This window comes from Parcubacteria group bacterium (assembly GCA_041659505.1).
GTDB lineage: Bacteria > Patescibacteriota > Minisyncoccia > Moranbacterales > UBA2206 > UBA9630.
This window is the reverse complement of sequence record JBAZYF010000001.1, coordinates 329,927-356,386: the sequence shown is the minus strand read 5'-3', so window position 1 is coordinate 356,386 and position 26,460 is coordinate 329,927. Positions and strand designations below refer to the sequence as shown.

The window sequence follows — 26,460 nt, the reverse complement described above, 5'->3', positions numbered from 1 at the left end:
ATATTCTCAAAAAAAGACGGCGTTTTTGTGGGGAAAATTTTTCACCTTTTTTCATCTGGAAAGCAGGCGCAGACGGAAGAAAAAAATTCTCATCACCCAAGAAAGCCTGGGCGGATTTTTGCAAGATTATGACTTGGCTTCCAAGCATAGCCTGGGGAAAAGCTATCTTCGTCGGCGCAAATGGGTAGCGATCTTTGGTTATATAAAGAAGATCTTTACTAAAATTATCCTTTTTGCTTCAAAAACCACTTTGCGCCTAACTGTTACTTTTGTAATTTTTGTCTTTTTGGGCGGAATTATCCCAACGATTCTCGCCTCACCCCAATTCAAAACAGTGACTTCTGCGTTTGATTGGGAGTTAGGGTCATTGACCGGCGTAACCACTAATACTAGCCAAGATGCTATTCAGCTAGCGCCACAGGGGAGCTGGGATGCTAGGCTGTGGGCGGCTCCGCCGGACACAATATATTTTGGCAGTGCTTCCAAGATGGCCTGGAACTATTTATATGTTATGCGAGGATATGCGGATAAAGAATTTTGGCGTTATGACACAGTAAATGATCGCTGGGAAACATTGCCGGATCTTCCTTTTCCCGCCAATTATGGTGCTGATATGACTTTTATTCCCGGCGCAACCGAAGGAACGGGGAAAATATATGCTATTTTTGGGGGATATTTACAAAAATTTTATGAATTCAATATTGCGACTCAAAGTTGGAAACAGCTTCCGGATTTGCGGGATTCTACTTACTATGGATCATCTATCGAAACTGACGGTGCGGACGTTTATTTTTTACGGGGAAATGCCAGCGGTGACTTTTATAAATATCATGTAAATGCCGATGATCCTTATTGGCAAAACTTATCCGGCATAACTTCACCAGCCACCGTTAATACCGGAGGGGATCTTGTCTATGGTCATGATGGATATCTTTATGCAATTCGGGGAAGCAATACTGCAAGTTTTTATCGTTTTTTAATTCCCGCGACGGATGATGATATGGGCAGTTGGGAGCTAATGGCAAATACTCTAGCTAACTTTAATGGGGAGCAAAAGGGAGTCTATTGGGATGGCGGAGGAGCGGGCCACGCCAAAAGTCTCTTCTTTTTGCGTTCCACTAACACGGCCACCTTCTATCGCTATCAGATTACTTGTGATGATGGGTCAGACGGCACTTGTCCGGGACAAAAAAATACTTGGTTTACAGTGGATAATGCTCCCGGAAACAATAATTATTCTTCTTTGACTTACAATGAAACGGATAAAAATATTTATGTCATAAGAGCCAGCAATGGAAGTGCGGCAACGACTGATCTTTGGAAATATGACCCAAGCGGAGCAATTGGTCATCAATGGGTCGGTCCGGAGCAAGTCCAGGACGGAGCCGGTACCTTAAGGGCTGTGGGAACAGGTGGCGATCTGATTTGGAATGGCAAGACAGTTGCGGAGGATAGCTCTGTTTTCGCCGTTTCTGGCAATTCGGTTTATTTCAATGAATACGATGTTTCGCAAAATGACTGGATTACGCGAGGATCAATAGCGAGCGTAACAGCTGATGCAACCGGAACAATTAACGAGGTTTCCGGAGTTATATATTATCCGCGCGGAACATCCGTTTATACTTTTGATACTACTCAAGCTGCTCCGGGGAGTTGGGGTTCTTCTGTTCCCACTGGAATGCCGACAGTTGGGAATGGCGGAGGAATAATTTATAATGGCAGTCATTATTATGTAATGCCGGGCGGAGGAGCTAGCCCGATTTCAAGTTACTTCTATGATTGTGGTACTAGTTTTTCTGCTTGTGCTCGTATTAGTGGCGCGACTAATGATATTGTTGTTGGAGGCGTCGCGTATTTTGCTAATGTTGGCGCTCGGATGGTTTCACCAGGAACATATTTTAGCGAAGAAGTCAACAGCACCGATATCTATCTGACTTTGGGAGACGGGGAAACGACTTTCTTGAAGTATTCCAATTCTACCGGTTCTTGGGTATGGAGTAAGCTGGCCTCAACTCCGTTTGCTCAATATTACGGAACAACTATGACTTACTTTGCCGGTAAGATTTACGCGCTAGCGGGATATTACAAAGATGAAATTTGGGAATATGATATTTCCAATAATTCCTGGCGAAAACTGCCGGCGACCGAAAAATATACTTTTGGTCGAGGGGTGTGGCAAGGAGCCAACATAGAATATTCAGGAGGAAGCTCTTTGTATGCCCTAATAGGAAATTATGGAACTGCTCAGGATCAGACTTCCATGCGACATTTTCAAATAGGTGCTCACAATTTTGTTAATTCATCAGTATCAGCGGGTACGTACATCAGCCAGGCGATGGATCTCTCGACGGTTTCCAGTTGGGAGGGTATCAGCGCTAATGTGGATATCCCACTTAATACCGGAATAACTTTCTCGACCATGACTGATGCGGATAATGCCAACTGGCCGGACGAAACCAATAGTAGTAACTGGCACGAAGTGGATAACGCACAAGAGGAGGATGGCCTTTTGACGGCAGACATCTCTTCATCGGAGGGAACCCGAAGATATATCAAAATTAAGATAAATTTTGTTTCGACAGACGGACAGAACACGCCTACTGTTTATGACTACACGTTTTCCTATAATCACAACAGCCAAGTGCCGACTAACCCATCAAGTCTTCAGGGATATTCCCAGCAAGTAGGAGGATTTGCCATAGAATCAGAATATAGCGAGGGTTATCCCTATGAACATCCTTATTTTTCTTGGTTAGGAATGACTGATAATGGATCTGGCATTAATGGATATTATGTTTGTTTTGACAGTGATAGTAATTGTTCCGAACCGGTGACAGGCAGTAATTGGTCATTCCAATCCGGTGCGACTTATTTGGCCAATACGCCACTTTCAACGGGAGATTATCATTTGAAAATAAAAACAAAAGATAATGAAGGCAAGATGGCGAATGAAATTTGGGATGCTTTTGTGTATAATTATGCCGGTGTTTCCACTGCTACAGGCGTGGATCCTTTGCATAGCGTAGTAACGAGCACGAATGATTTCACTAGCGGAGGGTCTTCTTCTGACGTAGCTGTTTTTGGTACGGGGGACGCGGCATCATTGAAATTAAGTCCTGTCTCTGGTTTTTGGAATCAAAATCGTTTAAGCACTCTCTTGGGTAATGTTTATGGTGGAGGAGAATTGGCGCTGGGCAGGTGCAAAGATGACACTGACGTCGAGCCGCCATATCAGTTCAATGACAATCATTGCCTCTATACAATGGCAGGGAATAATTTAAAAATTTTTTACCGCTACGAAATTGAAACGGACACTTGGACAACCAGAGCCACGACTCCCTACAACTCCAATACGGGTGGTTCGCTCGTGGAGGGTCCCGAAGGGTATCTTTATGCGACTCGAGGAGCGGGCAATGAGGTTGTCGTTAACGCGGCGGCTTTTTGGACTTATAATATTCTTAATAATTCCTGGGTGGAATTGGGGAACGCTCCCAAATCTTTTGCGGCGGGAAGTAATCTGACTTATGATGGTTCGCGTTATATTTATGCTATGCCAGGAACAGATGATGTCCTTTTGATTTATGATACCTGTAATGGAGTGAGCGGATGCACCGGAGGGTGGAAAAACCCCTACAGCCCGGCGTCCATTGAAAATGCCGATTTTGGCAATCCTTATGATGCGGCCAGCGGACAGTTTACCGGAGAAGGTGGGGATTCTGTTTATGACGAACGTAACAATATGTATGTGATTCAGGGAAATCAGTATTCCTATTTTGCCAAGTATTCTTTTGGTAATGACGCAGATTATGGAGAGGTAAAAAATACTTGGACGCCACTTACTCCGGCGCCGGAAGGATTTTATAACGGTGGAAGTCTGACCTATGATAGTGAAACTGATTCAATTTATGCCATTACAGGAAATAACGCTGCGTATAATAATTTCCATCAGTCTTTTTTGAAGTACGATATTAAAACCGATGATTGGTCTAATCTTCCCGACGCTCCGAGTCTGGTGGCATATCCCGGAGCATCGCTAGTTGCATATGATGGGTATATTTATTTTATGCGTGGTGGCAATACCAATCTTTTTTACCGGTTTAATGTTGCCGAGAACAGTTGGGAGACACCGCAAAGGGGCCTATTTGGTCCAGAAATTCCGAAAGGGAACAATAATAATGTTGATTCTTTCTTTCCCTTCACTAACGGCGCTTTTACGGTTGATGACGACAGTAGGAATCTCTATATGTTTCGTGGTGGCTATGATAATACTTTTGAAAAATATGACGTTTCCACAGGAGCTTCGAATGAATTAGCTCGGCTACCGGTGGGAGCGTTTAATGGAGCCAGCGCCGCCTATGTAGATGGAAGTTTGGAGGGTGGCTCTATTTATTATGTTCCCGGCGGTCTGAGAACGCGTCGGACAGATACCAAGAGTCCATATTTTTTCCGTTATGATGTAAACAAAAATTCCTGGTCGAATGTTTTGAGTAATCTACCTAGTCTTCAAATAGCCACCGGTTCATCGATGACTTATGACGGTTCAAGATATATTTATCTGACTCAAGGAGGCGCCAATACTGTTTGGTGGAAATATGACACAAAGGAAACAGATACTCCGGTCTGGTTGGCTATGACTGGCACGGGCAGTTGTAATTCCAACGATGGATCAAAAATTTTATACTACAAAGACGCAAGTGATAATGAATATATATATAAGACACAAGGTGGTAGTAGTACAAGTGTCTATCGTTATAAGTTTGGGACGGGCTGGACCAATATTGGTCCGCTTCCTGGGGCGGCTGGAGCTGGGTCAGCTATGATGGATGGTGGAGATGGCTATATTTATGTGACACGCGGAGGGGGAAATGTAGCTACGGGTAATGAATATTACCGTTTCAATGCCTCACAAACCGGCCCGGTTTATACTTGGGAAAATTTAAATAACACTACCAGTAAGGTTCCGGCAGTGGTCACTACCGGAGGATCGGGAACAAACGTTTCCAATCGAAACTGGATTACTTCCGGAAATGCTACCTATACTTACAGTTCTTTTCAAGACGGACTTTTTAACTACGTTGTTAGTTCAAGCGCCAATCAGGTCGGTTTTTCGAAGACTGGTAATTATGTTTCCGGTGTTATTGACACGCATAATTCAGTGTACAGATGGGGAAATATCTCTATCGATTATACGTTGCCTGATGAAGTTAATAACTTTTTAACTTTTGAAACCAGAACATCCGAGAGCGGTTCTCTTTTGCCGGAAGATGAAGCTGATTGGTCAACTTGGACGCCAGTATCCAATGAGCATGTTTATGGCAATCGTCACGTGTTCAATATAAACTCTGATCCCAGGCAATATATTCAAGTTCGGATCGGCTTTGCTTCTGCCGATCAGATCTTTTCTCCTCGGGTGGATGATTTTTCTATCTATTACTATCAAGATATCGAGCAACCAAATAGTCCCTCTGCGGTAACAGCTTATAGCAAGGAAGCAACTTCCGCGGAAGATCCTCGAGTAATCATTACAAATGTTACTGATGAGGAGTATCCAACCGGCCAAAATTGGTATGGATATGATACGCCTTATTTTGAATGGCCGGTGGCGGGAGAAGCGAATGGCGCTAGCGATAATCCGAATCCGGGTGGCTCGGGAATCTCCGGATATTATGTTTGCTTTGGTACGGAAGAAGAGTGCCCTGATGCGATTGCAAACGGTGATTTTCAAGAGGGGAACACCTTTTCCGCTCCGACGCTCCTTCCAACAGATAGTGGAAAAAAATATTATTTAAAAATAGCAGCCGTAGACAACGTCGGGCTGCCATCGGAAAGTTATACAGGGTTTATTTATCAGCTTGATAAAACAGCGCCGACCTTGCCGACCAACATTTCTGCCAATCCAAGCAGTTATTCTTCCTCTAGTAAATTCACTTGGTCTTGGTTGGATGATGCGGAAGATGATCAATCGGGAATAGATCGATTTCAGTACAGACTAGGCAACGAAACTCCTGATACTTGGCATGAACTTACGGAATTGGGGACACTTTCTCAGATAGTGGAGCCCTATCAGCCAAATGAAAATGAATTTTATCTAAAAGTTTTAGATGTCGCTGGTAATGAAACTGTTTCTGGGGCTAAGTATTTTTTCTGGAGCGGGGGCGCCGCATCCAAACCGATTGGGCTTGAAGTCAACCCGAGCAATGAAGATAATGTGACCAATAATTTTACTTTCACTTGGCATATTCCCGAATCTTATGCGGGCGATTCTAGTAAGATCACTTACTTTTATTCCGTTAATTATGATCCTACGCCTTTTAATACCGTAGAAACAACGGCTACATCAGCTGGTCCTGGACCGTTTGCTACGCAATTTGGGAAAAATACTTTCCATATCGTAGCGATGAGTGAGGGCGGATCAAAGACTAATCCAGACGATGTGGATTGGGAGCATCCGGCAGATGTGTTTTTTTACGCGAGAACAACTGCGCCTGGTCCTCCGCTTAATGCTCAGGCTTTTGACACATCGGATCGTGAAGCTGCGGAATATAGCATAGCGCTCAAATGGAGCGCTCCGACAACTTATGATGAAGGGAATTTTGCCGGTTATGCTATTTTTCGCTCAGATGACGGAATTAATTTTGGTGATGAAATTGCGATGACGACTGGTTCAGCTTTCGTAGACACTAACCTAGAAAGTAAATTGTACTACTATTATGTCAAATCAAAAGATAAGACTAATAATTATTCTATCCCGACTAGTATTGTTTCTTTAACTCCAACTGGTCGCTATACTACAGCGCCAACTCTGGTTGGTGTGCCAAAAGTAACTGTCCAATCGTTCGCGGCTAACTTTACTTGGGCGACTAATCGTGTAGCCAGTTCATTTGTGGAATATGGCACATCGTCCAGTTTTGGCAAGACCAATGGACAAGTTGACTCCCTCACCGATCACATGGTTGATGTCACAGGCCTTTCGGCCGGAACAAAATATTTTTATCGTGTGAAGTATATTGATCCGGACGGTAATATCGGTATGTCTGATATACTAAATTTTATCACTCTTCCACCGCCGACAATTTCTGAGGTGCTGATTACTAACATTGTGCTCAATGAAGCGATCGTTTCCTGGGAAACTAATGTCAGCGCCGCCTGCACGCTTAGCTATGGAGCGGGCACGAATAAGGAAGAGTCGGGCGGAGCAAGTCATGTGCAACGGATAAATAATCTTTCCGCTGATAGCACGTACACACTCAAAATTTCTTGCGTCGATGCTGATTTGAATGAATTTTCTTCCGATGAATACACCTTTGTTACTCCGAAACAGCCAACAGCTAGTGATGTAACCGTCCAGAACGAAGAAAATGTCGATTTACCGACAATCGTTATCAGATATCTGACAAACGTCCCCACCACCACCTTGGTTTATTTCAAAAGTAGCGAAGAAAGCTCCCCGCACACATTTCTCACTTCCGAAAAAGTGACTGAGCATGAAGCAAGAATTGAAGGGCTTGATCCCGCTAAGGAGTATACCCTGTCCATCACTGGCACCGATGACAATGGAATCAATATTACGCCTCTGGAGCAAAAAATCACCACTAAATCTGATTCCCGTCCGCCAAAAGTTGTCACTAATCGCTCACTGGGAAAGGTGCTGGGACGAGGCAATAACTCACAAGCCAATGTATACATCAAGATAGAAACCGATGAGGAAACGAATGTCAAAGTTAAATATGCCAAAGGAGTAGTCACTTCAACTTTAGAGCAAACCGTTTCCAGTGATGGTCTTAATACCTATCACCTCATCACTATTCCAGCCGAACCAGGACAGGTATATAGTTATGAAGCAGAGTGTTATGACGCAGTGGGTAACTTAACGAAAACTGAAATTACCAGCGTGGTAGTAGAGAAAGCTAAAGCGAGCGCGACTGAAGTGATCACGGGAACGTTTGCGTCGCGTTTCGGTTGGATGTCAAATTTATGGGCGAAGTAAAAATTAGAGTGGAGAATATAAAAAAGGAATTTCGGGTTGGTGAAAATGTTATCCCCATTCTTTTTGGTTTGGATTTTGAGATAATGAAGGGAGAGTTTTGTCTGCTCATCGGTCCGTCTGGTTGCGGAAAGTCTACCTTGCTCCATTCGATCTATGGATTGGAACCGCCGACGGAAGGCAAAATTATTATTGATGGCAAAGATATTTGGAGCTATTCCAAAGACTGGCGCGCCCATTTTCGCAATAAAAATATCGGTTTCATTCCTCAGCAAGCTTTTTGGATCAAATCGCTTTCAGTCATTGAAAATATCACTATCCCTGCCGTTATCGCTGGCGCTTCTTTTCACGAATCGATCCCAAAAGCGGCCAAACTGATTGAGCTCGTGGGTATGAGCAAGTGGGCTAATCACCGGCCGTATGATCTTTCCGGAGGGCAACAACAACGTATCGCCCTGGCTCGCTCGCTCTTGCTTGATCCGCAATTGATTATTGCTGATGAACCGACGGGCAATCTTGATCATAAAGCGGGGGATGAATTAATGAAGCTGATTGAAGATATCAACAAACAATTTGGTCTCACGGTTGTGATGGTTACGCACAATCCAAGTCAATATTGTTTCGGAACAAGGATCATCAACATGGAAGATGGAAAAATTATTTCCAATGAAACACAAGCTAAAAGTTGTGCAATTGAAGCACAGGCCAAAAGCTGTATGACAAAATGAGTATAATCTCAAAAATAAAAAATAGCCTGCTCGATCGAGCGTATCGACTCTTTGGAAAAGAAAGAGAGGATATTGGTGTGAATATGCAATTTTCCGTCATCACGCTTATCAGCTGGCGCAATATCGCAGCCAACAAGATTCGCTCTTTTCTGACGATCGGCGGAGTGGGCATTGGCATTGGGATCATTACTTTTCTTATCTCTTTGGGTTTTGGAATTCAAGAAATGGTCATTCGCGAGATCACGAAAAATAATCCTTCTAATGTGGTTGAGGTGAGTAATGGTAGCTTGGAAAATCTGATCACGCTTAATGACGAAACGATGGAAAAAATTCGTGCCACCGAGGGCGTAACGCGAGTAGAAAGGGCAGTCAATATCGGCGTGAAATTCTATAGCAACGACACCAAAATCGATTCAGTGCTCTACGGCTACACGCGGGGGTATATGGAAATGGCCAATGTGCGGATCAAAGAAGGGTCGACTAATTTTAGCGATACGGAAGAAAAAGTTTTTGTCACACCAAAGCTGGCGCAACTGATGGGCTATGACAATCCAGCCGATATCATTGGCAAAACTGTTCAATATGAAGTAATCATTTCAGAAGATATTATCAACAAAGACATTGCAAAAAAACAAGAAAAAGAAGACATTGAGATTGCCGGATTGATCAATGATGACAGCAATAAAAATACCTCATTATATGCCGTCACGATGTATGATCACCTCAAGGAAGACTTCGGCTTGACTGGTGGACAGGCGGGAAAAGTTGAAGTAAACATCCAGGCCGATCTTAATTCTATCCGGTCTCGCATCGAACAGATGGGCTTTTCCACGGAAAGCATCAGCGATACAGTGACAGATGTCAATTCTTTTTTCAATGTAATAAAGATTGTGATGGTGGTTTTTGGCACGATCATTATGTCCATTTCCGCCATGGGCATGCTCAATACTTTGAGCGTTTCCCTTCTGCAACGAACCCGCGAAGTGGGGATCTTGAAAGCCCTCGGCGCCAAACGAGCCGATGTGTTCAAAATGTTTATCTTCGAAGCGGCTATCATTAGTTTTTCCGGCGGAATTTTGGGATTTTCAATGGGTTATGGCGCAGCAAAAGGCGCCAATGCCATCTTTAATTATTTCGCCAAACAAAGAGGAGAGGATGTGGTCAACTTCATCTCTGTCCCGATGTATTTTGTAATTGCCATCGTCGCTTTTGTGGCGTTCCTTGGTTTTGCCACGGGCATCATGCCGGCACGTCGCGCTTCCAAGACCCATGCTCTCGATGCTTTGCGTTATGAATAGCATGATGACTTATGCTAATTTAACTAAAAAGTGTTCTATAGGGACTAAGTCCCCAATTGGGGACTTAGTCCCTGTCGTAACGTGCTATTAATCAGGTTCTAAATAATTTTCTTGCTTGAATTGCTCATTGGCTGGTAAGATAGAAGTGCAAATGAGCAAAAATTATTTTATGTCTATCAAAGCGCTTTTTCCCCAAAACCTCAAAAATAGCTACCATCTTTCGCAAGCAGTCTTGGCGAATATTCGCTATGGCTTTCCTTCTCGCAAGATTAAAGTAATCGGCATCACTGGTACAAATGGCAAAACAACTACGAGTCAGATGATTGCGAAAATTCTGGAAGAATCCGGCGCGCGCGTAGCCATGATTTCGACGATTAATTTTAAGATGGGAGAAAAGGAATGGGTGAATAAGACAAAGTTTACGACTGTTTCGGCATATGAGACACAAAAATTTATCGCTCAAGCGGTAAAAGCCAAGTGTGAATATTTAGTTTTGGAAACATCATCACATTCGCTCGATCAGAGCCGGGTTTGGGGGGTGAAATATGCTAGCGCCGTGATTACGAATGTGACGCGCGAGCATTTGGATTACCACGCGACGATGGAAGAATATCGCCGAGTGAAATTGCGATTATTCAGGAGCGTCAAAACAGCGATTGTGAATCTTGATATGGAACAGCCGGAGGAATTTTTGAACTGTGGGGCGAAAAATGTTTATGTTTATACGACAAAAAATGATACGGCGGAGCTGAAAGATAAGAAAATAAAAACTGTCCAAGCCAGAAATATAAAACTGGGGATTGATGGTTCGGAGTTTGAGATTGATAGGCATAAGTTTAAGATAAATCTGCCAGGACTGTTTAATGTGGAAAATGCATTGGCAGCGATATGCGTCGGAATTTCCCAAAAAATTGATCTGGAGAAAATAAAAAAGGCACTGGCGAAAATTACTAAAGTCGTTGGGCGGATGGATGAGGTGGAAAATGCTCTCGGTGTAAAAATTATAATCGACTATGCGGTAACACCGGACAGTTTGGAAAAATTAGGCGCGCTAATTATCGAGCAAAAAACAGCCAAGCAGAGCTTAATTTGGGTGTTTGGTTCCTGTGGAGATCGTGACAAAGGCAAGCGTCCAATAATGGGAGAAATTGTGTCTAATTGCGCGAATTATGTCTTTGTGACTAATGAAGACCCGTATGGAGAAGATCCGCAAATAATCATCGACGCCGTATTTTCTGGCGTGGTGAAAAATAAAAAACTGAAAGAGAATCAGAACTGCTGGAGAATTTTAGACAGAAGGTTGGCCATCTCCAGCGCACTAAAATTAGCCAAGCCCGGCGATATAATTTTAGTCACCGGCAAAGGCGCAGAAGAAATAATGCAAGTGGGGAAAGAAAAAATTCCTTGGAATGATCGGAGGGTGATTGAGGAGGAGTTGAAAAAAATCTGAACCACTGATTTCGCCACGCCGAGCAGGCGGGTTCGCACTGATTTTCCTGATTACACTTATTTAAATTCAAATATAAAAAAGAACCGTGCGGTTCTTTTTTTACGTGTCATTCCCGCGAAGGCGGGAATCCAGGCACCTCAGGCTAAAAGTTGAGAAGAAGCGAATTATTAAAATTCAAGACTGACTGATATATAAAGTTTATTACACTTGCAACTTAATTTTCTAGAGTTTACAACTAGTGAAACCTGGATTCCCGCCTTGCTCCACCGCTAAAGCTAAGGCAGCACGCGGTCGCGGGAATGACACATTGACTGGTGATTATTTTTAAATAAAGCTATTTCAAGAAAGTAGCCAATAGATAAGTTAAGAGAACTCCCAAAATCGCGCCGACAATCACTTCGCTTTTTCGGTGTCCGACCCGTTCTTTGAGGCGAGGGAATTCTTTTTTGCTGATCTTTAGCTGTTCAATGATGAAGTTAAGCCGGCGACCTTGGTCGCCCATATAGATCCTTAGGCGCAAGGCGTCATCAACGACGATGATAGCGAGCGCGACAGCAACGGCAAAAGCACCGGAATCCATCCCTTCATAATATCCGACAGAAGTGACGAGTGAGGTGATAAATCCAGTGTGGGCGGAGGGCATATGGCCATAGGTGGTTCCGTGTTTGACGGCGTGACTCCAATTGAAATCGTGCCGGATATAAAAAACCAGAAACTTGATCACCCAAACGGTGAATCCGATGGCAATAGGGAGTAGTACTACATAGTAGCTGGAAATATTTGGCATAGTTTTTTGTTAGTGATTATCCGCCCGAGGCGGATCAGCCATGGGCTGACATTTTTTTGTGCACACATATTTGACAATTTAATTTTAGCATAGATTATTTTTTTTTGCATTTTTTTCCAAAAATGCTATAATCTAGGGGTAATTTTTAACGCTAAAAAATATGGTGGGAATAATCGTGCTCGTGGTCGTCGTAGTGTTGGCTCTGGGGCTAGTGGGTATGTATAACGGTCTCATTCGCCTGAAAAATCGTGTAGATGAAGCATGGAGTGACATTGATGTCCAACTCAAAAGACGCTATGACTTGATTCCGAATTTGATAAGCACCGTGAAGGGTTATGCGGCGCACGAGAAGGAAGTTTTTGAGAAAGTGACCGAAGCGAGAACTCGAGCGATGGGAGCAGGAAATGCTCAGGACAAGGCTGAGGCGGAAAATGCCCTTTCTGGAACATTGAAAACACTTTTTGCTGTTTCCGAAAATTATCCCGAACTGAAAGCAAACCAAAACTTTTTGGAATTGCAACGAGAGCTGACTGACACAGAAGATAAGATTATGGCGTCCCGAAGATTCTACAACGGCAATGTGCGTGACTTCAATACAAAAATCGAGGTTTTTCCAACCAACATTTTGGCCAGCGCTTTGAATTTTACCAAACGTGAATTTTTCGAAGCCGCCGGAGCGGAGAAGGAGAATGTGAAAGTGGAGTTCTAACTATATACAACATGTAGCATAAAACATGAAACAAAAAATTCTGATTTGCAGTTTAGCCTTTCTGGTTATTGTGGTCGTGATAGGTTTTGCTTTTGTTAAACCAGGCAAATCAAATACGGAAATAGTTAATGAACAAAAAATGGAAACGGCCTCAAAAAAGGCTGTTTCTTTGCCTGTGGCTGATAAAAAAGAAGAAAAGTCGCTTAGTTTTCTTTTCGCCGGAGACGCGATGCTTGATCGTCAAATCAGAACCGTTGCGGATAAAAAAGGTGTTGGGTTTATCACGGAAAAAATGGCGCGGCTATTTTTGGGACCAGATGAAATAGTTTTTAACCTAGAAGGACCGGTGACGGAAAATAAATCTGTCTCGCAAAATACTGTGCCTGGTGAGAAAGGGCATATGAGTTTTACTTTTGACCAAAATGCGACAAAAGATTTCCTAAAACACACACACGCTAGTTCTATTTTTCTTGGTAATAATCATATTTTAAATTTTGGGAAAGAGGGACTAATGGAGACGGAAAGTTTTTTGAAAGAAAATGGTGTTGGCTATTTTGGCGATATTAAAGGCAAAAGCGAACCGCTTACAAAAGAAATTGCAGGGAAAAAGGTCGCCCTTGTCGCTTTTAATCAGTTTTTCGGAGAAGACGCGCAGAGTGTTGCGGCGGAGATAAGTGCACTCAAAAAGGCCAATGATTTCGTAGTACTTTATGCCCACTGGGGAAATGAATATGCGCGGACTACTAGTACTCAGCAAAAAGATTGGGCGCATAGTTTTGTCGATGCTGGAGCAGATCTGATCATTGGTTCGCATCCGCATGTTGTCCAGCCGATCGAGATTTACAAAAACAAAGCTATCTTTTATTCTCTCGGTAATTTTGTATTTGATCAATATTTTTCGCCTGAAACGATGGAGGGCTTGGCAGTTGGTGTGTCTGTGAAAGGTACTAATTTAGATTTTTATCTTTCTCCGCTCAGTCTGAATAAAGATGGCAGCACGACACTGGCCGAAGGTCAAAAGAAAGACAATTTACTTTTTTGGCTCAGTGAAAATAGTGCTGTTTCTCCGGAGCTGAAAAATAGTCTGAAAAATGGACATTTTTAAATAGAAAATAAATGAGCTATAATTATCAGAACCACTGATTAGCACTGATCTGCCTGATTGCACTGATTAAAAAATCAAGTGAAATCAGTGTGCTCATGTGATAATCTGTGGTTCAGAATTTTATGTCAACATTATACAATCAAGCAGATAAAAATACGCGTCTCACCTGGGTCTACATCACCGGCTTTTTGATCTTTGTCATCGGTGTTGGTTATGTTTTTGCCGGAGCGATGGGGAATAGTAACATTCTCTACATCGCAGTCATCTTTTCTGTTGTGATGAGTTTTGGATCCTATTGGTGGAGCGATAAAATTGTTTTGGCAATGAGTAGCGCCAAGGAAATCGATCATGATAGCAATCGCGAGATTTATCATCTCGTGGAAAATCTTTGCATTACGGCGGGGCTTCCTGTGCCTAAAATCTATGTCATCCAAGACTCGGCGATGAACGCTTTTGCGACTGGACGAGATCCGGAGCATGGAGTGATTTGCCTCACAACGGGAATTATCGCTCGCTTAGAAAAAACAGAACTGGAGGCGGTGATTGCTCATGAGCTTTCGCATATTGGTAATCGCGATATCTTGCTTTCCACAGTCGTCGTAGTTATGGTCGGTTTCGTGACACTTTTGGCCGATTGGTTCCGTCACTGGGCGTTTTTTCGTAGAGGATCTGATAGCGAGGGAGGAGGGCAATTGCGGTTACTCTTTATTGTTCTGGCGATCGTCCTTTCTATCCTAGCTCCGATTGCTGGAGTTTTGATGCAACTGGCAATTTCGCGAAAAAGGGAATTCCTGGCTGACGCCGATGGGGCACTGCTCACCCGCTACCCAGAAGGGCTTGCCAGTGCTCTGGAAAAAATTTCCCAAGATACGGAACCGCTTGAAGTCGCTAACCGTGCCACAGCTCATCTTTTTATCGCCAACCCATTCAAAGGCAAAAAAGTTTCCTCGCTTTTTATGACCCATCCTCCCATCGAAGAAAGAATCAAGGCGTTGAGAGGGATGAATATTTGATTTTTTGCAAGGCTTAAAAAATGTCGGAAAAATTCCAAAACACATACACAATATGATCTTTGATAAAATATTTTTCTATATCAGACATAGTAGGCAGGTTTTTGACGAAAAAATTCCCGCTCGAAAGTTGATAAAAAAGAAATTTTGGCAGAGTAAGGATTCAGAAGAATTGTTTGTCATTCTCCCTCCGTGGGGAGGACGTCTCTATCTTAATTATTTTCTCCGGAAAAAAATACTCGAGAGAGGATATTCATTCCTTGAGTATGAATTTCCTGAGGCAATTTTATCTGCGAATTGGGAAATTACTCTGGAGGAATTTAGTAGAATACGCAAGGCTATTATTGAAGAAATAGAAAAAATTAAGAAAAAACATAAGTTTAAAAAAATAAAACTCATCGGAGTTAGTATTGGTTGTATCAATACTTGCATGATTGCAAATAATAATTCAACTATTGATGAACTTTTCCTGATCGTCCCTGGGCGTTGCTTGGCCGAGTCAATGTGGAAGGGGATTAGTACTCAAAAAATAAGGGAAGTCTATAAGAGAAAGAAGATTACTTTGAAAAAACTAAAAGAATATTGGCAGAGCTTGGCTCCGGAAAATAATATTAATAAACTAAAAGTTAAAAAAATCTCAATTTTTCTCAGTAAGGCAGATGTTATAATACCTTTTCATTATGGTAAAAAATTAGTGGAAAAAATAAAAGCGTTTAAATATAATATTTTTTATAAAGACAATAAATTTCTTGGTCACAATCTTACGGCTTTGTTTTTTTATCTGAAACCGGAGAAGTATCTGTTTAATGAGCAGGAAGATTAGGATTTACGGATAAAGCAGTATGATTACAAAATCCCCCAAAAACACCAGCCGTTACTGTTGGACCGAGCACGTGAAATTCAAGATGCGGTTTTATGGCCTTAGCGAGCAAAAAATCTTGGGAGTGATCAATAGTCCCAAAAGAAAAGAGGAGGGGATTGTGGAAAAGACGATTGCTGTCATGAAGCCAGTTTCGCCAAAAATTGTGAGTGGCAAGGAAGTTTGGAAGCATGAGGTTTGGGTGATGTACCAAAGAAAATGTAAAATGCAAAAATCAAAATGTAAAATTTTGGAAAAAAATCCTTTGAAAATTATTAGTGCGTGGCGGTATCCGGGGGTGAGTCCGCAGAAGAATCCTATTCCAGAAGAAATTTTGCGGGAGCTTTCTGGCGTCGCTTAAGCTTGCGGATATTTGGGGTTATGCTAGAATAGGGGCAAGTAATTCATAAGTAATATAATAATAAAAATATGGACGAACAAAAAAATGAGGCTGGCGGGCAAGCTCCTACAGTCGCTCCACAAGTGAATAAGGAAGATGCGGAGAAAAATAAAGCGATGGCGATCGTTGGATACATAATCCCAATTTTGTTTTTTATCCCGTTAGTATCAGATGCCAAAAACAGTCCGTTTGCTAAGTTTCATGCCAACCAACAGCTCAATCTGCTCTTGGCGGCCATTGCAGTAAATGTAGTGGGAACAATTATTCCGTTTCTGGGTTGGTTTATTATTTTGCCACTGGGCTCAATTTTGATCATAGTTTTGGCGATTATGGGCATCATTAATTCTGCCAAGGGAGAGATGAAAAAATTACCGATTATTGGCGGATTTGAATTGATCAAATAGACTTCTAAGTTTCAAAAAACAGACAAACCTCTCGGGGTTGTCTGTTTTTGTTTGTTGTGCCAATATAGAGTAGATAAACAATAAACTAAAATATTATGAAAAAAACTAAGATAGTAGCGACAATCGGACCAGCCTCTGATTCGAAAGAAGTATTGAAAGAATTAATTTTGGCCGGCCTGAATGTTTGCCGGATCAATTTTTCTCATGGAACCTATGACTCCAATGGTAAGGTGATCACGATGGTGCGGGAACTTTCTCAAGAGTTGGGTGTGCCGGTGGGAATTATGGTTGATCTACAAGGGCCACGAATACGAACGGTCGTGAGTGAGGATGTGGAAATTAACAATGGAGAGTGCATTTGGATTTCAGATGTGTCGGTAGGGGATAATTTCAAATTTCAAATTTCCAATTTCAAATCAATATCAAATGACCAAATTTCCAATAAAAAAATAATGCTCGATTGGCCGGAGATTGTTAATGATATAAATATTGGAGAAAATATTTTAATCGAGGATGGACTAAAGCGCTTAGTGGTAGTTGAAAAAGATGGAAAATCACTCGTAGCAGAAGTGATTAATGGCGGAGTGATTAAAAATCACAAGGGGGTGAATGTGCCTGATTCAAAGCTCAAAATTGGCGCAGTGACCAAAAAGGATGAAGAGGATCTGGCTTACGCAATGAGCCGAGAAGTGGATTTTATTGCTTTGTCTTTTGTGTCTAATGGAAAAGAAATCGAAGAGACGCGGGAAAAAATGCGTAAACTTCTGGGACGTGAGGACAATCTTCCACAAATTGTAGCTAAGATTGAAAGAAAAGAAGCGATCAAAAATATTGATGAAATAATTTCCGCGACTGACGTGATTATGGTGGCGCGCGGAGATTTGGGGATTGAAATGGATGAGACAAAAGTGGTCATCTATCAAAAAGAAATTATCGCTAAATGCATCAAGGCGGTGCGACCGGTGATTGTGGCGACGCAGATGCTCGAATCAATGATCCAAAATCCGATCCCGACGCGGGCGGAAGTTTCTGATGTGTCCAATGCCGTCATTGACCACACTGATGCCGTGATGCTCTCGGGTGAATCGGCCAACGGAAAATTTCCCCAAAAAGCAGTAGCGACGATGAGCCAAATCATAACAGACACGGAAGATTCCCGTTTTGATGATTTGCAGTGCGCCACGCCGAGTGATGACAAAGATCAGGACTATGTCGCCATTATCGAAAGCGCCTATAACCTAGCCAGAGACTCAAAGGCTAAGGCTATTGTCGCCATTACGGTTTCAGGGCTGACGGGAAGGCTTATTTCTCATTTCCGTCCGATGCAAAACAATTATGTTGCCACAATGAGCGAAAAGGTCTATAATCAACTTTCAATGGTCTGGGGGGTAGAAAGCTACCTTCTGGAGAATGTGGACAAGGAGCAACTTATCGAAACGATGATTGAAAGGTTGAAAAGCGAGAAAAAGATCGAGGCGGGGGATAAGGTGGTGGTAGTTCTCGGCAGGATTCCTGGAGGAGAGAAGATGCGGTTGGTGGGGATAAGAGAGATAAATTAATAAGGGAGAATAATTAAAAAAATCTCTTGCTTTAAAGAAAGCTAAGTATGACAGAGAAGGATATTATCAAGAAAGTAAAATATGGGCTAGAGATAGCATCGGAACTTTCCGATCTAGAATTTAAAACAGCTAGTAAAAATATCCCGAATGATATTTGGAGAACAATCTCGGCTTTTTCTAATCGTCGCGGCGGAGGATTAGTTGTTTTTGGTGTCAGTCAAGAAAAAAATGAAATTACTGGTTGCATGAATTTAGATCTTATGCAAACAAAACTTACGGAATATTTTAATGATAAAATGAGTTTTGTCTTGCGACCAGAATATCATGTGATTAAAATCAAGGATAAAATAATTTTGGCAGTTTACATTCCTGAATGTCCAAAAGACTATATGCCATGTTATTTTAAGCCAGTTGGGCTACCAAACGGAGCCTATATTAGAGAGGGAAATACTAGTCGTAGAATTACTGATAACGAATTTCGAACATATGTCGCAACTTCAAAAGAGTTTCAGTTTGATCGTTCTGAAGCTAGGGGTGTTAATAAAGAAGAGCTTTCTGTTGACAAGGTGGTAGATCTTCTTGCGCAGAGTGAGCTGGAAACTCAACGAGGCGCTAGTCACGAAGTTAGCGATATCACTCTTGAAAATCTTGGTATCATTACTCGCTTTGACGGCGCATATAGCCCAACGATTGGTGGCTATTTGATTTTTGCTAATAGTATCCCACAGAACAAGAGTCCTTATGATAGATATGTTATTCGTTGTGTGCGATATGCGGGAAGCGATCCGTCATCGGAAATCATTGATTCTGCTGATATAAAAGGAACACTTGACATGCTAATTGATGATTCATATAAGTTTGTTCTTAAGAATATTTCCAAAAAAGCGGTTATAATTGGAACAAAGCGAGTAGAGAAATACGAATATCCAGAAGAGGGAATTCGTGAATTAATCGCAAATGCTATTATCCATCGTGACTACAAAATTATTGAAACTTGTAACCAAATTAGAATATTTAAAGATAGAATTGAAATTGCAAATCCCGGCTCTCTTCCTCCTGGTGTCACTGTGGAAAACATCAAAGAAGCGCAGTTTAGTCGCAACTCAATGATCGCTGCGAGACTTAAGGATCTCAAATATTTGGAAGAATATGGAAGAGGCATTAATATTGTGATTAAAAAAATGCAAGAATGGAATTTGCCATCACCCTTATTTAGAAACTCAGTTAATAGTTTTGAAGCAATACTTTTAGGAGAAAAATATCGCAATCTTAATGATAGACAGGTGAAATTAATTGACGTATTGTTATTGAAGAGTCGGCTTACTATTCAGGATTGTCAAAAAATACTCAGGGGAACACCGCGAGCTACGATAAATAGTGATTTAAAGAAATTGCGAGATTGCGAGATTTTTATTACAAAGGGTGCTTCAGTAAACACATATTATGAATTGGCTTTCTAGAGGCTTTTAGAGGCAATTAGTAAAAAGCGCTTAGAATCGGGAAGAAGTGGCATTATTCACTTAAATTATTATAAATACAATTATGGGCAAATAAATAGGGTGGGGTGGTTATTTGGAGTCTTGTTTAAGTAGGATTTTCTTGGAAGGGTGCGTGAGTGGTTTAAACGGCACGCTTGGAAAGCGTGTGTGCCGCAAGGTACCGGGGGTTCGAATCCCCCCTCTTCCGCCAGTTTTCTTGTTTTTTCAACATGGCACTATTTGACTATTTAAATTGTTTCCGGTGTGGTGGCCGAGCTTGGCTTAGGCATTTGCTTGCAGAGCAAAATACGCAGGTTCAAATCCTGCCCACATCTCATGACACCACAAGAATTTTTTGAAGCACAATTAAACAAACTAAGAGAAGCAAATAGCATAGCCAAGATAAAAGATGCTCACTCTATTGAGGCTGAGATTTTACGGCTGCTTTTGTCTAAAAAATTTAGAAAATACGCGGCGAACGAAGAATTAATAGACCATTGCAATAAGGCTATTTCTCTCCTGATAGCTGAGAATAAACCAATCAATATTACTTTTCTTCACGGCGCCTATAAGCTTTGGCGGTTAGAAGAATCACCCTATGCCGATTGGGCGGAACTATTTTCTCTCATGTATTATACAAACTGGGCAAAAGGCATATGTGATATTTACGAGCCTGGTGTTTGGTTTGACTTTTTTGTTGATGATTCTATTGTCCCAAAACTTGATAATATCCCGATAAGTGATGTCGAAAGGTATGTAGAATCATTTCAGGAAGTTATAAATTTCCTTAAGGCTTACCAGCCTTCGAATCTTAAGATGACAATTACGCCGGTCAGCTCCCAATTTTCCTCTTCTGAAGAGTTCAATGAAATATTGGAACGAAACCTTTCAGAGCTTAAGCAGAAATTTGCCGGAAAACTACCCGCTCTCACTGATTCACAAAGAGCTATGGTGGAATTAAACGTCAAGATAACTCCCGAGCAAGAAAAAGATCCTAGCTGGCGTGAAAAAGTATGGCAACTCCATGGCGCCTACATGGCCACGAAACGCATGGCGAATTACCATTTTCGATCAGATAAGATTCTGGCTTTCACACAACCATTGCCGTCAGGAACGACTATCTCAGTAGGAACAACAAAATCGTCTATAGCAAAATTTTGGGTTGGAGTGGGCGCACTGAAAAGAAGTGATGATTCGTATAAAGAAATTATCTTATCACCGTCACAACTTGCGTCGACTCGCTACGAATGGGAAGAAATTAAGATAGATGGGCTTAAGGGGAAAAACTTCAATAGAATTAGGGTTGTTGATTAAATAAATTCTAACTTCGTTCAAAAAAAATTGTAAGGAGTAAAGCTAGGGGGATGATGTCTGTTCACAAATCAAATGGCAAAAAGTAGCCTGGAAAAATTATCGGAAAAAGCTCGTGATAGCCTTGCAATAGAAGCTCAACTTAATGATAAATTCGAAGCTGAGATTATTGAATTTTTTAGCAAAAGTATTGGAATAGACGAGGCTGATTATAAGGCGATCAATTTTGTTTCAATGTTAATATTTTTTTGTGAAAAAAATATCGAGAAAGTATGTGCAGATTTCATAAAAAGAGGAGCAATCGTTGTTACGCCGCAAGTCAATGGAATGATGGAGTATGCTTTTGAAGAGCTGACATTTACACAAAAAATTAATATCTATGAAAAATTACTGAAAAAATATTTTTCCGAAAATAAAAAATTAATCAAGGGCGCTAGTTTTTATAGAGAAATTAATGCTATAAGAAATAAAATTTTTCACTGTAAATTTAAAGATATAAGATATAGAAAAAAATATGCAATTACGGAATATGAAACGAGAAAGATGTTGTTGGAAGATATGATTAAGGCACATGGAATTGAACTGCCCAAAGATAGAAAATCAGCCAGAGAGCTGGCGGCACAGGAATATAAGAGAAAAAAATAAGAAAGGAGGAGAAATGGAGGCTAAATTCTTGTTTTACCTTAATTGCATACTGAAACGTATGTTCTAATTTCGTCCCATACTCTCCGCTTTCGCCATGCTGAAGCCCACGGCTGACGCAGTCCGCCAAAGCCATATGAAGGCAGAATTTGCCACTTCAAAGCTTTCAAGAGCGCCTCTGTAAAAAAAGACCACCAATATGTGATTGGTCTTTTTTTATATCTACCTTCAAATAAAAACAATTCAGCATCGATTTTGGAGCTTTTATCGTATACATAATGTATAATTCAATAATATGAAAGCTAAAAAATTCAACCAACTTTCTTCCGAAGAAGAGCGCATCATTGTCCACAAAGGCACGGAAGCGCCGTTTTCCGGTGAGTATAATAATTTCAAAGCTCGGGGTACATTTGTTTGTCGGCGGTGTGGTGCTCCGCTTTATCGTTCGGATGACAAATTTGATTCCGGTTGCGGTTGGCCCAGTTTTGACGCGGAGTTGCCAAAGTCTGTGAAGAGAATTCCGGACAAGGACGGAATGCGGACAGAAATTGTTTGTGCGAATTGTGGGGCGCATCTCGGGCATATCTTCTTTGGAGAAAAATTGACCGAGAAAGATACACGCCATTGTGTCAATTCAATTTCGCTTAAATTTAAACCAGATGAAAAATAATAACAACAAAATTCAAAAAGCCTATTTCGCCGGCGGTTGCTTTTGGGGTGTGGAGTACTATTTCCAAAATCTGCCCGGAGTCATTTTGACTAAAGTCGGTTATATGGGCGGATTCAAGGAGAATCCGACCTATGAGGAAGTTTCAGCCAAAAAAACCGGTCATGCAGAAACTCTAGAGGTTACTTTTGATAGCTCGCTGACAAGCTATGAACAGTTGACACGGCTATTTTTCGAAATTCATGACCCGACTGAACTTAATCGCCAGGGACCGGACATCGGCGAGCAATATCGTTCAGCTGTTTTTTACGTGGATGCTGAGCAAAAATCCATTGCAGAAAAACTGATCGGTTTGCTCAAGGTAAAAGGGTATGTCGTGGTGACGAAACTGGAAAAGGCTGGAACTTTTTGGGAGGCAGAAAGCTATCACCAAAAATATTATGCCAAAAATGGACACGAACCCTATTGCCATATCCGACAGAAGCGTTTTTGAATTTGTCAAACTGGCCTTACTTGACAAGAAAACTCAGTTTTATAAAATAAGAGTTGGTGGTCTGGTCTTCCGAACGCCAACTTTTTTAAATCAATAATCAGTCAAAAACAAACCTATGATCAAAGTCGAGAATCTGACCAAGAAATTTGGTAGTGTGAAAGCGGTAGATAATTTGTCCTTCGAGATTCATTCTGGCGAAGTGTTGGGATTTCTCGGACCCAACGGCGCCGGCAAGACGACGACGATGCGGATGCTGACCGGTTTTCTCTCTTCGGACAAAGGTAAGATTTTGATTGACGGAGTGGATATCGAAAAAGACTCAATCGCGGCGCAAAAAAAGATCGGGTACTTGCCGGAAAACAATCCGCTCTACAAAAATATGCAAGTGGCGGAATTTCTGGATCTAGCCGCTAGTCTGCATCAGATTGCGGCGGAGAAAAAAGCGGAAGCGTTTGAGTTTGTTGTGAAGGCGGTCGGGATTGAAAAAGTATTCCATCGTCCGATTGGGGAGCTCTCTAAGGGTTATAAGCAACGGGTGGGGATTGCGGCGGCACTGATCCACAAACCGCAGATTATCATCATGGACGAGCCGACGGAAGGCTTGGATCCGAATCAGCGCGCAGAAATTCGTCAGTTGATCAAAGATTTAGCTAAAGAGCACACCATCATTCTTAGCACTCACGTGATGCAAGAGGCTTCGGCTGTTTGCAGTCGGCTCCTGATCATCAGCCAAGGAAAATTGGTCGCCGATGGAACAGCTGATGATCTTTCCCGCTTGTCTCAAAAAGAAAAAGTGTTGAATTTCGAACTGGAAGGCCGGGAAATTGAAGCGCGGCTCAGTGTTTTGGCGCATTTGAAAAAACTGGAAGTTACTAAAAAAGAAAATGAGCGTATCGAAGGCAAGTTGATTTTGGAAGAAGGGCATACGGCGCAAAAAGATATTGCCAAGCTGACCTGGGAAAATCATTGGATCGTTTGGAATTTGCATGAAGAAGAACAGAAACTGGAAGAAATTTTCCAAGTGTTGACTAAATCCTAGTTTTATTTTGTTAGGCAAACTGACTTACACAATCGCCAAAAAGTCATTCTCAAAAGCACGGTTTCCTCATTTTGGCTTTCCCTTGCTGGTTTACCAAAAGCCCTGGGATGCTAAAAAAGTTGAACGTGCGAACAACTTTTTGGCGATTGTGTAAGCCCTACTAGCAACCAAGAGCAAAGCTTAAATGTTATTAACTATTATTTAACAGTATGAAAAACATTCTAACGATTATCAAAAAAGAACTGCGGAACTATTTTAACAATCCGACCGCCTACATCATTATTCTGGCCTTTTTATTCCTCTGGGAATTTCTCTTTTTTCGTAATGTTTTTTTGGTCGGCGAAGCTTCTCTGCGCGGGCTGTTTGATATCTTGCCTTGGATATTGCTTATCATCGTGCCGGCGCTTACGATGGGAACGCTCGCAGAGGAAAAAAGTGAAGGCACTTTGGAATTTTTGCTCACTCATCCTTTGCAACAAGCACAGCTAATTATCGGAAAATTTTTGAGCATCGTGATTTTTTTTGCCCTGACCCTTCTTTTCATTTTTCCGCTCGCCTGGAGTTTGGGCAAATTTGGTAATCTCGATTGGGGACAAATCTTCAGTCAATATTTAGCCAGTATTTTTGCTGTGTCGGTTCTCGCGAGTCTTGGAATTGTCATTTCCGGTCTTTTTTCCAGTCAGATTTCCGCTTTTCTCATAACGATCATTGCCAGTTTTTTTCTGATCATTTCCGGCACGGAATTGATGACCGCCAGATTGCCATTTGAGCTTGCGCCTTTTTTTGAACAACTTTCGCTTTCCACCCATTTCAATTCAATGGCACGCGGGGTGATTGATTTGCGCGATCTGTGGTATTTCGTTTCGCTCTCAGCGGTTTTTCTTGGTCTGGCCTATCTCGGACTTGTGAAAAATAAATATGGCAACCGAAAGTCCGCATTTCGCAATATCAAATTAGCAGTGAGTTTGCTTGCGGGAATTTTTGTCCTCTCGAATATTATCGGAGTAAATATTCCTGGGCGGCTTGATCTGACTGAGGAAAAAATTTATACACTGTCTGACACGACGCGGGGCATCGCTGGGAATTTGCCGGACGTGGTCAATGTCACGCTGTATGCTTCCGATAAATTGCCGGCTCAGTTGCAACCAGTCTTGCGAGAAACGAAAGATATCTTGGCTGACTATCAGGCTTTTTCCAAAGGCAATATTCACGTCAGCGATAAAAATCCGTCGGGCGACACTGCAATTGCCAAGGAAGCGGCGTCTCTTGGCGTAACTCCGATGCAATTCAATGTAGTTTCTCAGGAGCAGTTTCAAGTCAATGAGGGTTACTTGGGTCTGGCGGTTTCTTATGGCGGAAAGCACGAGAGCATCCCTTTTGTGCAGAATGTCAATGATCTGGAATACCAACTGACCAGTTTTATCAAAGAATTGACGGCGGAGAATAAACCGAAAGTCGGATTTGTTTCCGGGCATGGCGAGAAGGCGCTGGCTAGTGACTATACAATTTTACAAAAAGAATTAGCCAAGCAATTTGAAATTGTACCAGTTGCGGTGGCGGGAGCAGAACCAGCCGCATCAAGCAAAGACACTACAACTGCGAATAAAACCAAAAGCGCGACGAGTACTCCCGCGCCGGTCAAAAGTTTTTCTATCCCAACAGGTCTTAAGGTGCTGGTGATTGCCGGACCGACACAGGATTTTTCCGATGAAGAAAAAAAAGCCGTGGCAGATTTCATCGCCAATGGCGGAAGCGTCTTTTTTATGATTGATGGAACGACAATTTCTCCTGAGAATATGAGTGTGGCGGTGAATGAAAAGAGTCTGGCTGATTTTGTTAAAGAACAGACGGGCGTTGAAGTGGGGAAAGATCTTGTGTATGATCTAAAATCCAATCAAGCGGTTGGCTTTGGAGGAGCGGGACAATCTCGGGTTGTTTTGCCCTATCCATTTTGGATTCAAGCCATTAGGGATAAAAATTCTTTGCCGATTGCCACTAAGCTGGAAAATATTCTTTTGCCTTGGAGCAGTTCTTTGACTGCGGATAGTGGCGTGATTGATGGGAAGGGTTGGGATGCGGTTGATCTATTTAGTTCCTCGGCTTATGGCGGGACGCAATCGGCTCAATTTAACATCACACCGAACCAGAAATTCAGCCAGAGCGGACTCGGGCAAAAGGTACTGGCTCTAGCCCTCGCACCAAAAGCGGGAGATAAAAATCAGTCGCACGTGATTGTTGTCGGTAGTTCTAATTTCATTTCTGATCAGTTTTTGCAAAATGGCCAAGCCAATCTGTCTTTTGCGCTGGATACTTTTTCTTGGCTCGGACAAGAGAGTTCGCTGGGGAATATAAAGATCAAAAATTTGGATGAGCGAAAATTGGTTTTTGACAATAGCGATGATCCCAATTTGATCAAATTCGGAAACTTGGCTTTCGTATTCCTCGCTGTTTCCGGCTATGGCACACTGCGTCTCTGGAGGCGAAAGAAAAGGAAAAACGATGTCTATGAAGCTTAAATCATTAACCTATTTTTACTA

Annotated in this window: 17 protein-coding genes, 2 tRNA genes and 1 pseudogene; 19 read left to right on the top strand and 1 reads right to left on the bottom strand. The window is 42.0% G+C overall.

Features of this window, described 5'->3' with window-relative positions:
• Positions 1-25 precede the first annotated feature (25 nt).
• The 4 genes from WC848_01530 (at position 26) to WC848_01515 (ending at position 11,460) form a co-directional block, all read left to right on the top strand.
• Entirely contained in the window at positions 26-7,987 is a 7,962-nt protein-coding gene (locus WC848_01530; protein MFA5961343.1) for a hypothetical protein, read from the top strand.
• Positions 7,975-8,712 (top strand): ABC transporter ATP-binding protein, encoded by a 738-nt coding sequence (locus WC848_01525; protein ID MFA5961342.1) that lies wholly within the window; start codon positions 7,975-7,977, stop codon positions 8,710-8,712. The genes WC848_01530 and WC848_01525 overlap by 13 nt, the downstream gene beginning before the upstream one ends.
• Positions 8,709-10,010: an FtsX-like permease family protein gene (locus WC848_01520; GenBank protein MFA5961341.1), complete on the top strand. Its 1,302-nt coding sequence runs from the start codon at positions 8,709-8,711 to the stop codon at positions 10,008-10,010. Before WC848_01525 ends, WC848_01520 begins: the two co-directional genes overlap by 4 nt.
• 169 nt (positions 10,011-10,179) lie before the next feature.
• Positions 10,180-11,460: a UDP-N-acetylmuramoyl-L-alanyl-D-glutamate--2,6-diaminopimelate ligase gene (locus tag WC848_01515; GenBank protein ID MFA5961340.1), complete on the top strand. Its 1,281-nt coding sequence runs from the start codon at positions 10,180-10,182 to the stop codon at positions 11,458-11,460.
• 334 nt (positions 11,461-11,794) lie between these two features.
• Here WC848_01515 and WC848_01510 read toward each other — a convergent pair whose 3' ends face one another.
• Complete coding sequence (locus tag WC848_01510; protein MFA5961339.1) at positions 11,795-12,247, bottom strand: divergent PAP2 family protein; 453 nt, start codon at positions 12,245-12,247, stop codon at positions 11,795-11,797.
• A 160-nt stretch (positions 12,248-12,407) separates the two neighbouring features.
• Here WC848_01510 and WC848_01505 point away from each other — a divergent pair, with 160 nt between their 5' ends.
• The 15 genes and pseudogenes from WC848_01505 to WC848_01435 all read left to right on the top strand — a co-directional run bounded on the left by WC848_01505 (position 12,408) and on the right by WC848_01435 (position 26,439).
• Complete coding sequence (locus WC848_01505) at positions 12,408-12,956, top strand: LemA family protein (GenBank protein MFA5961338.1); 549 nt, start codon at positions 12,408-12,410, stop codon at positions 12,954-12,956.
• 25 nt (positions 12,957-12,981) lie between these two features.
• Entirely contained in the window at positions 12,982-14,061 is a 1,080-nt protein-coding gene (locus WC848_01500; protein MFA5961337.1) for a CapA family protein, read from the top strand.
• A 122-nt stretch (positions 14,062-14,183) separates the two neighbouring features.
• A complete protein-coding gene (locus WC848_01495) occupies positions 14,184-15,074 on the top strand; it encodes a M48 family metallopeptidase (GenBank protein ID MFA5961336.1) in 891 nt (296 codons plus the stop codon).
• 52 nt (positions 15,075-15,126) lie between these two features.
• Complete coding sequence (locus tag WC848_01490; protein ID MFA5961335.1) at positions 15,127-15,894, top strand: hypothetical protein; 768 nt, start codon at positions 15,127-15,129, stop codon at positions 15,892-15,894.
• A 19-nt stretch (positions 15,895-15,913) separates the two neighbouring features.
• Positions 15,914-16,291 (top strand): hypothetical protein, encoded by a 378-nt coding sequence (locus WC848_01485; GenBank protein MFA5961334.1) that lies wholly within the window; start codon positions 15,914-15,916, stop codon positions 16,289-16,291.
• Positions 16,292-16,359: 68 nt separating this feature from the next.
• On the top strand, positions 16,360-16,734 hold the full coding sequence (locus WC848_01480; GenBank protein ID MFA5961333.1) for a DUF4870 domain-containing protein: 375 nt from the start codon (positions 16,360-16,362) through the stop codon (positions 16,732-16,734).
• Positions 16,735-16,829: 95 nt separating this feature from the next.
• Positions 16,830-18,293 carry a pyruvate kinase gene (gene pyk / locus WC848_01475; GenBank protein ID MFA5961332.1) on the top strand — a complete coding sequence of 488 codons (1,464 nt, stop codon included), beginning with the start codon at positions 16,830-16,832 and terminating at the stop codon, positions 18,291-18,293.
• A 47-nt stretch (positions 18,294-18,340) separates the two neighbouring features.
• Entirely contained in the window at positions 18,341-19,753 is a 1,413-nt protein-coding gene (locus WC848_01470) for an ATP-binding protein (protein MFA5961331.1), read from the top strand.
• Positions 19,754-19,894: 141 nt separating this feature from the next.
• Positions 19,895-19,982, top strand: a tRNA-Ser gene (locus WC848_01465).
• A 50-nt stretch (positions 19,983-20,032) separates the two neighbouring features.
• Positions 20,033-20,106: transfer RNA gene (locus tag WC848_01460), tRNA-Cys, on the top strand.
• Between the two features lies 1 nt (position 20,107).
• Complete coding sequence (locus WC848_01455) at positions 20,108-21,085, top strand: hypothetical protein (protein ID MFA5961330.1); 978 nt, start codon at positions 20,108-20,110, stop codon at positions 21,083-21,085.
• A gap of 72 nt (positions 21,086-21,157) precedes the next feature.
• The gene (locus tag WC848_01450) at positions 21,158-21,727 is read left to right on the top strand and encodes a hypothetical protein (protein MFA5961329.1); all 570 of its coding nucleotides are present in this window, start codon (positions 21,158-21,160) and stop codon (positions 21,725-21,727) included.
• 292 nt (positions 21,728-22,019) lie between these two features.
• A pseudogene (locus WC848_01445) lies at positions 22,020-22,884 on the top strand (bifunctional methionine sulfoxide reductase B/A protein).
• A gap of 115 nt (positions 22,885-22,999) precedes the next feature.
• A complete protein-coding gene (locus tag WC848_01440; protein MFA5961328.1) occupies positions 23,000-23,923 on the top strand; it encodes an ATP-binding cassette domain-containing protein in 924 nt (307 codons plus the stop codon).
• Positions 23,924-24,132: 209 nt separating this feature from the next.
• A complete protein-coding gene (locus WC848_01435; protein ID MFA5961327.1) occupies positions 24,133-26,439 on the top strand; it encodes a Gldg family protein in 2,307 nt (768 codons plus the stop codon).
• The last annotated feature ends 21 nt before the right edge of the window (positions 26,440-26,460 follow it).